The sequence below is a fragment of the Bradyrhizobium sp. NC92 genome, from assembly GCF_025200865.1.
Lineage (GTDB): Bacteria > Pseudomonadota > Alphaproteobacteria > Rhizobiales > Xanthobacteraceae > Bradyrhizobium.
In genome coordinates, this window is the sequence record NZ_CP104171.1 from 8,284,990 (window position 1) to 8,297,026 (window position 12,037).

Sequence of the window (12,037 nt, forward strand, 5' to 3'; positions counted from 1 at the left end):
GAGAACAGATTTGCCCGAAGCAGGACCTTTCCAGCATGGAACGGCTATTGGCAGAGAATGGCGGGTGACAGCGCCTGTCACCTCTTATATCCGGTGAGACATGGACAGCGTCGCGACTGAGAAGGCCGAGGTGGACGATCGCTTCGATACCGCGCGGATCACCGCCGCGGTCGATGCGCTCGCCGAGAAGCACGAGGGGCGCGAGGACGCGTTCCGCACGGCGATGGCGCAATTGCTCAAGGCCGAGCTGATCGCGGCGCGCGCCGCCGCGCAGGCGATCCTGCTGAAGGACCGCCACGGCCGCCGCTGCGCCGAGCGGCTGTGCCACGTGCAGGACGAGATCATCCGCATCCTGTATTCGGCCGCGACGCGCCATCTCTACCGCTCGCCGATCCCGAGCGGTGCCGAGCGCATGGCGGTGGTGGCGACCGGCGGCTACGGCCGCGGCCTGATGGCCCCGGAATCGGACATCGATCTGCTCTTCATCCTGCCCTACAAGCAGACCGCCTGGGGCGAGCAGGTCGCCGAAGCCATCCTCTATTGCCTCTGGGACATGGGACTGAAGGTCGGTCACGCCACGCGCTCGGTCGACGAATCGATCCGGCAGGCGCGCGGCGACATGACGATCCGCACCGCGATCCTGGAGACGCGCTTCCTCACCGGCGACAAGCCGCTCTACGACGAGCTGGTCGAGCGCTTCGACAAGGAGGTGGTGCAGGGCACCGCGTCCGAATTCGTCACCGCAAAGCTCGCCGAGCGCGAGGAGCGCCACCGCCGCGGCGGCCAGTCGCGCTATCTGGTCGAGCCCAACGTCAAGGACGGCAAGGGGGCCTTGCGCGACCTGCACACGCTGTTCTGGATCGCCAAATACGTCTACCGCGTGCGCGATACCCACGAGCTGGTCGGGCGCGGCGTGTTCGACGCGCAGGAATATCGCAGCTTCCGCCGCTGCGCCGACTTCCTCTGGTCGGTGCGCTGCAATCTGCACTTCTACTCTGGTCGCGCCGAGGAGCGCCTGTCTTTCGATCTCCAGCGCGAGATCGCGATACGTCTCGGCTACACCTCGCATCCGGGCATGCAGGACGTCGAGCGCTTCATGAAGCACTACTTCCTGGTCGCCAAGGAAGTCGGCAACCTCACCGCCATCCTCTGCGCCAAGCTCGAGGACCAGCAGGCCAAGCCCGCGCCGGTGCTGAGCCGGGTGATGGCGCGGCTGCGACCGACCGCGGTGAAGCGGCGCGTCCCCGACAGCGACGACTTCATCGTCGACAACAACCGCATCAACGTCGCCGCGCCCGACGTGTTCAAGCACGACCCGGTCAATCTGATCCGCATCTTCCGCCTCGCGCAGAAGAACAACCTCGCCTTCCACCCGGACGCGATGCGCGACGTGACGCGCTCGCTCGGCCTGATCAACGCGGGCTTGCGCGAAAATCCCGAGGCCAACCGGCTGTTCATGGAGATCCTGACCTCCGACAATGCCGAGATCGTGCTGCGGCGGATGAACGAGACCGGCGTGCTTGGCCACTTCATTCGCGCCTTCGGCAAGATCGTCTCGATGATGCAGTTCAACATGTATCATCACTACACCGTCGACGAGCACCTGATCCGCTGCATCGGCTTCCTGCAGGACATCGAGCGCGGCGGCATCGAGGAGTTCGCGCTGGCGAGCGACCTGTTCCGCAAGATCCGGCCCGAGCACCGCGCGGTGATCTACATCGCAACGCTGCTGCACGACGTCGCCAAGGGCCGGCCCGAGGACCACTCCATCGCCGGCGCCAAGGTGGCGCGGCGGCTCTGCCCGCGGCTCGGCTTCAGCCCGGCCGACACCGAGCTCGTGGCCTGGCTGATCGAGGAGCACCTGACGATGTCCACGGTCGCGCAGTCGCGCGACCTCTCCGATCGCAAGACCATCGAGAATTTCGCTGCCGTGGTGCAGTCGGTGGAGCAGATGAAGCTCCTGACCATCCTGACCACCGCCGACATCCGCGGCGTTGGCCCGGGCGTGTGGAACGGCTGGAAGGCGCAGCTCCTGCGCTCGCTGTACTACGAGACCGAGCCGGTGCTGACCGGCGGCTTCTCGGAAGTCGACCGCGGCAAGCGCCTCGCCGTTGCGCACACCGAGTTCCGCATGGCCTTCGCCGAATGGCCGAAGGACGAGCTCGATGCCTATATCGGCCGGCACTATCCGGCCTATTGGCTCAAGGTCGAGCTGCCGCGCAAGATCCGGCACGCCCGTTTCGTCCGCTCCAGCGAGCAGGCCGGCCACAAGCTCGCGATCAATGTCGGTTTCGACGAGGTGCGCGGCGTCACCGAGCTGACGATCTTCGCCGCCGACCATCCCTGGCTGCTGTCGATCATCGCGGGCGCCTGCGCTTCGGCCGGCGCCAACATCGTCGACGCCCAGATCTACACCACGACCGACGGCCGTGCGCTCGACACCATCTCGATCTCGCGCGAATACGATCGCGACGAGGACGAGGGACGGCGCGCCACGCGCATCGGCGAGATGATCGAGGACGTGCTGGAGGGCAAGCTGCGCCTGCCCGAAGTGGTGGCGCGGCGCACCGTGCGCAGCAAGGCAAAGCCGTTCGTGATCGAGCCGGAGGTGACCATCAACAACCAATGGTCAGATCGCTACACCGTGATCGAGGTCTCCGGGCTCGACCGGCCCGGCCTGCTCTACGAGCTGACCACAGCGATCTCCAAGCTCAACCTCAACATCGCCTCGGCCCATGTCGCGACCTTCGGCGAGCGCGCGCGCGACGTGTTCTACGTCACCGACCTCCTGGGCGCGCAGATCAACGCGCCGACGCGCCAGGCCGCGATCAAGAGCGCGCTGACCCATGTGATGGCCGGCGACAAGGCGGTGCAGCCCGCGGCGTGACGAGCGATCGGGGGATTCTCTCCACTCGTCATTCCGGGGCGCCGCGCAGCGGCGAACCCGGAATCCATCAGGCAACACCGACAGTGCCGGTGAATGGATTCCGGGTTCGCGCTTCGCGCGCCCCGGAATGACGAGTGGAGGGGTTGGCGCGTTGCGTCTTCAAACCTCCACACCCTCGTGCCGCAGCAGCCAGCGCTTGCGCGCGAGGCCGCCGCCGTACTTCACCAGCGAGCCGTCCGCACCGATCAGGCGGTGACAAGGCAGCACCACGCTGATCGGGTTGGAGCCGTTGGCGTGGCCGACGGCGCGAATCGCGTTGGGCATGCCGATGGTTGCGGCGAGTGCGCCGTAGCTCAGCGTGGTGCCGGCGGGAATTTGCGCCAGCGCGGTCCAGACCTTCTGCTGAAACGGCGTGCCGGCGGTGCGCCAGGCGATGCCGGAGAGCTGGCCGAGCTCGCCTTCGAAATAACGCGAGAGCGCGGTGCGCATCTCTGCCGGCGCCGGCCGATCGCTGAGATCGACCGTCCCGTAATGCAGACGCAACAGCTCGCGCATCCGATGCTCGTAATCATGCCAATCGAGCGCCCGCAGCTTGCCCTCGGCATCGGTGACCAGCAGCGCGGTCCCGATCGGCGTCGCCAGGCGATCGAGGCCGAAGCGTTCAGGGAGCTTGGTTGATCGGATGGGCATGCAGCACCAGGCGGTCGAAACACATCGATCGCACTTGCCATGGCGGCCGTGCTAACGTCCACCCGAAAGCTGACGCTTTGGGGGAGCTCACCTTGATCCTGATCGCCAATGTCCTGGTGGCGCTGGTCGCCGCGCTGCACGTCTTCTTCCTGGCGCTAGAGATGTTTCTCTGGGACAAGCCGCTGGGCCTGAAGGTGTTTCGGAATTCGCCCGAGAAGGCCGAGATCACCAAGGTGCTGGCCGCCAATCAGGGCCTCTATAATGGCTTTCTCGCTGCCGGCCTGATCTGGGGCCTCGTCCACGGCAACCCGGCCTTCGCGTTCCAGATCAAGGTATTTTTCCTGCTCTGCGTGATGGTGGCCGGCGCCTATGGCGCGGCGACCGTCAGCACGCGGATCCTGATCGTGCAGGCGCTGCCGGCGGCCATCGCGCTGATTGCACTGTTTCTCGCCTGAGACGCTACGGCGCAGCGCCGCGATCCTTGCACTGCGGCGAAGCTTCCTCCACAATCTTCAGCAGCGATGGCGACCGTTGCAATCAACGGAGAAAGACCATCGGCCTAAAATTCCGTCAGGAGGAACTAACCAACATGAACAATCGCAGAGCCTTCATAGCGGCCACGGCGGCGTTCGCCGTCGCCGTCTCGACCAGCCAGGCGCTCGCCCAGAAGAAATACGACACCGGCGCTAGCGACACCGAGATCAAGATAGGCCAGACCGTGCCGTTCTCCGGCGCCTATTCCGTCTATGCCAATATCGGCAAGACCCAGGCCGCGTACTTCAAGATGATCAACGATCAGGGCGGCATCAACGGCCGCAAGATCAACCTGATCCAATATGACGATGCCTATTCGCCGCCGAAGACCGTGGAGCAGGTGCGCAAGCTCGTCGAAGGCGACGAGGTGCTCTTCACCTTCCAGCTGATCGGCACAGCCGCGAACGCCGCCGTGCAGAAATACCTCAACGGCAAGAAGGTGCCGCAGCTGCTCGCCTCGACCGGCGCCGCCCGCTTCAACGATCCGCAGAACTATCCCTGGACCATGGCCTACAATCCGAACTACGTGTCCGAGGGGCGGATCTACGCAAAATACATTCTCGCCAATCATCCCAACGCCAAGATCGGCGTGCTCTACCAGAACGACGACATGGGCCGCGACTATCTCGCCGGCCTGAAGAGCGGCCTCGGCGACAAGGCCGCCAGCATGATCGTCGGCGAGGTCTCCTATGAGGTGACCGACCCGACCGTCGACTCGCAGGTGGTCAAGCTGAAGTCGATGGGCGTCGACCTGTTCTATGACGCCTCGACGCCGAAATTCGCGGCGCAGGCGATCAAGAAGCTCGCCGACCTCGGCTGGACACCCGTGCACATCCTCGACATCAACGCGAGCCCGGTGTCGGCGACGCTGAAGCCGGCCGGCCTCGACATCTCCAAGGGCATCATCTCGACCAACTACGGCAAGGATCCGGGCGATCCCCAGTGGAAGGACGATCCGGGCGTGAAGGCCTTCTTCGCCTTCATGGACAAGTATTTCCCGGAAGGCGACAAGCTCAACACCGTCAACACCTACGCCTATTCGGTCGCCGAGCTGCTGGTGCAGGTCTTGAAGCAATGCGGTGACGATCTGACGCGCGAGAACGTCATGAAGCAGGCCGCCAGCATCAAGGGCTTCGTACCGAGCCTGGGGCTGCCCGGCATCAAGATCAACACCGGCGCGAACGACTATCGCGTCAACAAGCAGATGCAGATGATGAAGTTCAACGGCGAACGCTGGGAGCTGTTCGGACCGATCATCGAGGACACGGGCCCGTCCGGCTAGGCGAAGAGACGACGCGCCTACCTCAACGACGTCATGCCCGGGCTTGTCCCGGGCATCCACGTTCTTGGGTCGTCAAGGAAGCCGTGGATGGCCGGGTCAAGCCCGGCCATGACGATCGAGAGAGCTTCCTACTTGGCGTTCAGGTCGGTATCTCCCCAAAATTCTTCCCGACCGGCAGCACGGCGTGCCGGATCAGACGCGAATCCTCGACCGCGGCCTGGCGGTGCTTCACCGCCTCGCGATAGACGGGGTCGCGGATCATCTCGACGAAGGCGGCGACGCTCGGATATTCGGCGATGAAGCAATGGTCCCAGCGTTCCTCCTGCGGGCCGATCAGCATCAGCTCGAATTTGCCCTGCCAGACGATGCGGCCGCCGAGACGTTCGAACACCGGGCCGCTTTCGCGGCCGTAGGCCGCATAGGCTTCCGCGCCGCTGGCCTTGCGTCCGTCAGGATAGGCAGCCTCTTTGCGCAGGCGGACCAGGTTGAGCATGTGGATCGGGCCCGGGCGATCGTTCTCCCGGAATTGCGCGAAGATCTCCTTGGTCGGATCGATATGGCCCATGGCGCTCCCTCTTCTTATTGGAGCCGGCGATCCTAGCCTTGCCGCCCCGAAAGCGGAACTGCGGCCGGCGAATGCCGCATCTCCTAATCGCGCGTTAACGCCGGGGTAACCCGGCCTTAAACAGCGACCGCTAGCGTCTCGGCGGGGCGGGCTGACCGGGCGTTTGGCGTATGGCGTGGGGAAAGAAAAAGGGTGCGCGGAAGGAGCCGCTGTTCGGCTTGCCCGCGGCGCTCGCCGATCTGCGCCTGACCGCCGCGGACCGCGTTCCCGGCGGCGACGACAAGCCGAAGAAATCTGCCAAACCATCCGCCAAGCGCAAGAGCGAGGATGCCGGCGACGAGCCGCCGCGCGAGCGCAAAGCGCCAGCCAGCCGCAGCGGCGCCAAGCGGCGATCAAAGTCGCGCTTCGGTGCCGGCCTCGGCCGCCTGGTCTATTGGGGCGCGGTGCTGAGCCTGTGGGGCGTCATCGCCGTGATCGGCGTTGTCATATATGTCGGCGCGCATCTGCCGCCGATCCAGTCGCTGGAAATCCCCAAGCGCCCGCCGACGATCCAGATCGTCGGCATCGACGGCAGCATGCTGGCGCAGCGCGGCGAGATGGCCGGCGCCAATGTCGCACTGAAGGATCTGCCGCCGTATTTGCCCAAGGCGTTCATCGCCATCGAGGACCGCCGCTTCTATTCGCATTTCGGCATCGACCCGGTCGGCATCCTGCGCGCGCTGGTCACCAACGTCATCCATCGCGGCGTGTCACAGGGCGGCTCGACCTTGACGCAGCAGCTCGCGAAAAACCTGTTCCTGACCCAGGAGCGCACCCTGCAGCGCAAGCTGCAGGAGGTGGAGCTCGCGATCTGGCTGGAGCGCAAGCACTCCAAGGACGAGATCCTGGAGCTCTATCTCAACCGCGTCTATTTCGGCTCCGGCGCCTACGGCGTCGAGGCGGCGGCGCAGAAATATTTCGGCAAGTCGGCGAAGAACGTGACGGTCGCGGAGGCCGCGATGCTGGCCGGCCTCGTCAAGTCGCCCTCGCGCCTTGCCCCGAACCGCAACCCCGAAGGCGCCGAAGCGCGGGCGCAGATCGTGCTCGCGGCGATGGCGGATGCGAAGTTCATCACCGACGCGCAGGCGAAGGCCTCGATCGGCCATCCCTCCTACAACGTGAGGCCGGCGGGCGCCGGCACGGTGAACTACGTCGCGGACTGGATCGGCGAGGTGCTGGACGATCTGGTCGGCCAAATCGACGAGAGCATCAAGGTCGAGACCACGATCGATCCGAAGCTGCAGAGCGTGGCGGAAGCCGCCATCATCGACGAGCTCGCGGCCAAGAGCGTGAAGTTCAACGTCAGCCAGGGCGCGCTGGTGGCGATGACGCCCGATGGCGCCGTGCGCGCCATGGTGGGCGGTCGGAACTATTCCGACAGCCAGTACAACCGCGCGGTCACCGCCAGGCGCCAGCCGGGCTCCTCGTTCAAGCCGTTCGTGTACCTCACCGCGCTCGAGCAGGGGCTGACGCCCGATACGATGCGCCAGGATGCGCCGATCGAGGTCAAGGGCTGGAGACCTGAGAACTACACCCATGAATATTTCGGCGCGGTGACGCTGACGCAGGCGCTGGCGATGTCGCTCAACACGGTCGCCATCCGCCTCGGCCTCGAGGTCGGGCCGAAGAACGTGGTGCGCACCGCGCACCGGCTCGGCATCTCATCAAAGCTCGAGCCCAACGCCTCGATCGCGCTCGGCACGTCGGAGGTCTCAGTCGTCGAGCTGGTCGGCGCCTACGCGCCGTTCGCCAATGGCGGCCTCGCGGTGGCGCCGCATGTCGTCACAAGGATCAGGACGCTGAGCGGCAAGCTGCTCTACATGCGCCAGCCGGAGGAACGTAACCAGGTCATCGACCCCCGCTATGTCGGTATGATGAATGCGATGATGCGCGAGACGCTGATATCGGGCACAGCCAAGAAGGCGGAGATCCCGGGCTGGCCGGCGGCCGGCAAGACCGGCACCAGCCAGGATTACCGCGACGCCTGGTTCATCGGCTACACCGCGAGCCTCGTCACCGGCGTCTGGCTCGGCAACGACGACAACTCGCCGACCAAGAAGGCGACCGGCGGCGGCCTGCCGGTGGAAGTCTGGTCGCGCTTCATGAAGACCGCGCTCGACGGCGTGCCGGTGGCAGCCTTGCCGAGCTCGCCTAGCGGCTGGGGCCTGTCGAACCTCGCGCAGGCGGCCTCGCAGGTGTCGCCGCCGACCCCGGCGCCTCCGCCGCAAGCGAACGCCGGCGGCTATCGCCCGCCGCCTCCGACGCGCGCCAATGTGCGCCCCGAGGCAGCCGCCGGGCTCGATGGCTGGCTGATGGATCGGCTGTTTGGCGGGAATCGGTAGCCGCAGGCTGAGGCCCTTCGGCGCCTCACAACAAAAACTGCGAAAACAACCCCATGCACAGTAGAACGCGAGTCCGGCGTGACGCGTGGTGGATCACTCGAAGCATTTGATGCGACGGGGTTAGTCAGGCAAACGGCGCAATCGTCGCGAAATGTGGCGAGAATCGAGCGAGACGCGGTGATGTCCCTTCACCCTCCACTGTCATTCCCCGCGAAGGCGGGGATCCAGTACGCCGCAGCCTATCGATTCAATTACCAAGGCCTCTGGAATACTGGATCGCCCGCCTGCGCGGGCGATGACACCTCCCAAGGTGCCATCAGCGAACCCTAATCCTCGACGCCGTACCGATGCAGATCGTTGCCGTAGGTGTCGAGCCACTTCTTGGCGCGCTCCATCGACGGGCAGACCTTGCCGCAGACGCGCCAGAACCGCGCCGAATGGTTCATCTCGACGAGATGGGCGACCTCGTGCGCGGCGAGGTAGTCGAGCACGAAGGGCGGGGCGAGGATCAGGCGCCAGGAGAACGACAGCGAGCCCGCCGAGGTGCAGGAGCCCCAGCGGCTGGACTGATCGCGGATCGAGAGGCGCTTGACCCTGACACCGAGCTCGGCAGCGTAGGCTTCCGCCGAGCGCTGCAGGTCGCGGCGCGCCTCGCGCTTGAGGAAGTCGCTGACGCGGCGATCGACATGCTCGAGGCCGCCGGCGACGCAGAGAATGCGCTCACCGCTGTCGCGCATCTCGGTCCACACCGTGCCGCGCTGACCGGCGCGATGAACGATGCGATGCGCCGTGCCGCGCAGCGGTATCACCGTGCCCGGCTGGAACGGCGCGGCCTTCGGCAAGCGGCCGAGACGCGCGGCGATCCACGCACCGTGACGCTGTGCGAAGTCCTTTGCTTCGGCAAGCGTGCCGCGCGGCGGCATGGTGAGGATGGCTTCGCGGTCGCTCGGATGAATTCTGAGCGTGTAGCGGCGCGCGCGGCGGTGCCGACGCAGCCGAATCGCAAAAAATTGCGATCCGTGGGTGATGACGAGGGTCTTTGGTTCGTGGGGCCGACGATAGAGGAGTGCGCGAGTGGCCATGTCTGTCAGTCCGGGGGGCAGGAGAGCGCCCGGATTCTGCCATAACCGCCGCCAGGGAAAGCGCTCGGCGCAAAAACAAATCATTTGCCCAATATACAGCGGTCCGGCGTCCGGGAGACGCTACAGACTGGGGTTGGAACCGGCTTTTTTCGCCCCCGCTGGACGCATGCGACACCCCCAAGGGGTGAGGGTAGACTCACTCCTATAAAGCTACCTAAATACCGCGAATCTGGCGGGAACTTGCCCCTGCCGAAGGCCTTGGCAGGGGCCGAAATTTCGACGGGAAAGCCGAAATTCAGGATTATTCGGCCGCGAGCGCCTGCAACGAAGCAGGATTCGCAGCCGAAACCATGAAGTCGTGAATCCGCGGCACGATCTCCGACTTGAATCGCGATCCGTTGAACACGCCGTAATGTCCGACGCCCTTCTGGACGTAATGAACGCGGCGATGATCGGGAATCGCGCTGCACAATGTGTGCGTCGCTTCGGTCTGACCGAGACCGGAGATGTCGTCGTTCTCGCCTTCGACCGTCATCAACGCGACGCGCTTGACCTTGGAAGGATCGACGCGGGTTCCGCGATGGGTCATCTCGCCCTTGGGCAGCGAGTGCTTCACGAACACGGTGTCGACGGTCTGCAGGTAATACTCGGCCGGCAGATCCATCACCGCGAGATATTCGTCGTAGAAGTCGCGATGCTTGTCGACGAGGTCGCCGTCGCCCTTCACCAGATGGGCAAACAGCTGCTTGTGGGCATCCATGTGCCGGTCGAGATTCATGCTGATGAAGCCGTTGAGCTGCAAGAATCCCGGATAGACGTCGCGCATCATGCCCGGATGCGGGAACGGCACCTTGGTGATGACGTGGTTGCGGAACCAGTCGATACCGCGCTCCTGGGCGAGGTTGTTCACCGCGGTCGGATTGCGGCGGGTGTCGATCGGGCCGCCCATCAGCGTCATCGAGGTCGGCACGAACGGATCGCGCCGCGCTTCCATGATCGAGACCGCCGCGACGACGGGCACGGAGGGCTGGCACACTGCCATCACATGCGTGTTGCCGCCGAGCACATGCAGCATCTCGATGACATAGTCGATATAGTCGTCGAGATCGAAGCGGCCATCGCTCAAGGGCACCATGCGGGCATCGGCCCAGTCGGTGATGTAGACCTCATGCGCCGGCAGGAAGGCCTCGACCGTGCCGCGCAGCAGCGTCGCATAATGGCCGGACATCGGGGCCACGATCAGCACGCGCGGCTGCGGGCTGCGCAGCGGACGGGCGAACTTGCGATCGAAGTAGAGCAGCTTGCAGAACGGCTTTTCCCAGACCGAGCGGATCTCGACGGGGACGCGGATGCCGTTGACCTCGGTGTCGTTGAGGCCCCATTCCGGCTTGCCGTAGCGGCGCGTGGTGCGCTCGAACAATTCGCAGGCCGCGGCGACCGACTTGCCGACCTCGGTACGCGACCAGGGATTGAGGGGATTCTGAAACAGCAGCTTGGTCGCGTCGGTGACCGCACGAGCCGGATTGAGAGAGGCGTGAGCCATCTCGTACATCCAGTACATCGGCGTCGTCAGGACCGGACTGCCTTCTGCCGCCAGGGGCGGCGCGCCGCCAAACTCACCAATAGGCATATTATAATCCTCTTCGCATCGCAGCATACTGCCGAATGCGCAATATTGCGTCAATGCATCGCTCCGTACATCTACGTGCCCGGAACGGCTAAATCAGCCTGAATCCACGGGAAAGTGACGTTATTCACCGCTGGACAGCAGCGAGCCGTGCCGCTTTGCGCTGCGCAAAAGGGCAAGGAATGCCCCAAAAGATGCAACCAAAAGGACGGCGTTGATCACCAACGCCTCCAGCATCAGATCGGTCCTAAAGGTCTGCTCGATCAGCAGCGCGCGCATGCCCTCGAAGGCGTAGGTCGGCGGCAATGCCCAGGCGACGTATTGGAGCCAGACTGGCAATACGCTGACGGGGTAGTAGACGCAGGCGAGCGGCAGGATCGCGAACATCAACGTCCAGACGATGCTCTCGGCGCCGAGGCCATTTCGCAGCACGAGTCCCGAGACGAAGATGCCGACCGACCAGCTCGTGAAGATCAGATTGCAGAAGAACGCGATCAGCGGCAGGCCGAGGGCATAGACGTTGAAGTGAAACAGGAACAGCGCCAGCAGCGTCATCGGAATGATCCCGATCGCAAGCCGGATCAGGCTCATGACCATCAGCGAGAGCAGAAACTCGATCGGCCGCAGCGGGCTCATCATGAGATTGCCGATGTTGCGCGCCCACATCTCCTCCAGGAAGGAGATGGAGAAGCCGAGCTGGCCGCGGAACAGGATGTCCCAGAGGAGGACGGCGCCGATCAGCGTGCCGCCGGCGCGCGCGAAGAAGTTGGCGTTCTCGGCGATGTAATATTGGAGAAAGCCCCAGGTGATGACCTGCAGCGCCGGCCAATAGAGCAGCTCGAGCAGCCGCGGCCAGGACGACAGCAGCAGATACCAATAGCGCAGGATCATCGCGCCGATGCGATGGACGGAGATGCCGCGGGCGAGGGAGAGGTCATTCATATCGACGCCGCGTACCCAGGAGGAGCTTGTCATCCCGGGGCGCGACG

The 12,037-nt window shown here is 64.8% G+C and carries 9 protein-coding genes; 4 read left to right on the forward strand and 5 right to left on the reverse strand.

Annotated features, from left to right (window positions below; genetic code table 11):
• Positions 1-100: 100 nt before the first annotated feature.
• On the forward strand, positions 101-2,887 hold the full coding sequence (locus N2602_RS38465) for a [protein-PII] uridylyltransferase (protein WP_260381333.1): 2,787 nt from the start codon (positions 101-103) through the stop codon (positions 2,885-2,887).
• A 159-nt stretch (positions 2,888-3,046) separates the two neighbouring features.
• On the opposite strand, the gene N2602_RS38470 is transcribed toward N2602_RS38465, so the two are convergent.
• Positions 3,047-3,577 (reverse strand): methylated-DNA--[protein]-cysteine S-methyltransferase, encoded by a 531-nt coding sequence (locus N2602_RS38470; RefSeq protein WP_212255793.1) that lies wholly within the window; start codon positions 3,575-3,577, stop codon positions 3,047-3,049.
• Positions 3,578-3,675: 98 nt separating this feature from the next.
• Here N2602_RS38470 and N2602_RS38475 point away from each other — a divergent pair, with 98 nt between their 5' ends.
• Both N2602_RS38475 and N2602_RS38480 read left to right on the forward strand, forming a co-directional pair.
• Positions 3,676-4,032 (forward strand): DUF1304 domain-containing protein, encoded by a 357-nt coding sequence (locus N2602_RS38475; RefSeq protein WP_260383811.1) that lies wholly within the window; start codon positions 3,676-3,678, stop codon positions 4,030-4,032.
• A gap of 134 nt (positions 4,033-4,166) precedes the next feature.
• Positions 4,167-5,393 (forward strand): ABC transporter substrate-binding protein, encoded by a 1,227-nt coding sequence (locus N2602_RS38480; RefSeq protein ID WP_172787912.1) that lies wholly within the window; start codon positions 4,167-4,169, stop codon positions 5,391-5,393.
• 139 nt (positions 5,394-5,532) lie between these two features.
• Here N2602_RS38480 and N2602_RS38485 read toward each other — a convergent pair whose 3' ends face one another.
• On the reverse strand, positions 5,533-5,958 hold the full coding sequence (locus tag N2602_RS38485; protein ID WP_025033272.1) for a DUF1330 domain-containing protein: 426 nt from the start codon (positions 5,956-5,958) through the stop codon (positions 5,533-5,535).
• A gap of 170 nt (positions 5,959-6,128) precedes the next feature.
• Between N2602_RS38485 and N2602_RS38490 the strand changes: the two genes are divergently transcribed.
• Positions 6,129-8,339 carry a transglycosylase domain-containing protein gene (locus tag N2602_RS38490; protein ID WP_260381334.1) on the forward strand — a complete coding sequence of 737 codons (2,211 nt, stop codon included), beginning with the start codon at positions 6,129-6,131 and terminating at the stop codon, positions 8,337-8,339.
• 326 nt (positions 8,340-8,665) lie between these two features.
• Here N2602_RS38490 and N2602_RS38495 read toward each other — a convergent pair whose 3' ends face one another.
• The 3 genes from N2602_RS38495 to N2602_RS38505 form a co-directional block, all read right to left on the reverse strand.
• Entirely contained in the window at positions 8,666-9,505 is an 840-nt protein-coding gene (locus N2602_RS38495) for a M48 family metallopeptidase (protein WP_172787915.1), read from the reverse strand.
• A 217-nt stretch (positions 9,506-9,722) separates the two neighbouring features.
• The gene (locus N2602_RS38500; protein ID WP_172787916.1) at positions 9,723-11,051 is read right to left on the reverse strand and encodes a polyhydroxyalkanoate depolymerase; all 1,329 of its coding nucleotides are present in this window, start codon (positions 11,049-11,051) and stop codon (positions 9,723-9,725) included.
• Between the two features lie 120 nt (positions 11,052-11,171).
• Positions 11,172-11,990: an ABC transporter permease gene (locus tag N2602_RS38505; protein WP_260381335.1), complete on the reverse strand. Its 819-nt coding sequence runs from the start codon at positions 11,988-11,990 to the stop codon at positions 11,172-11,174.
• Between the last annotated feature and the right edge of the window lie 47 nt (positions 11,991-12,037).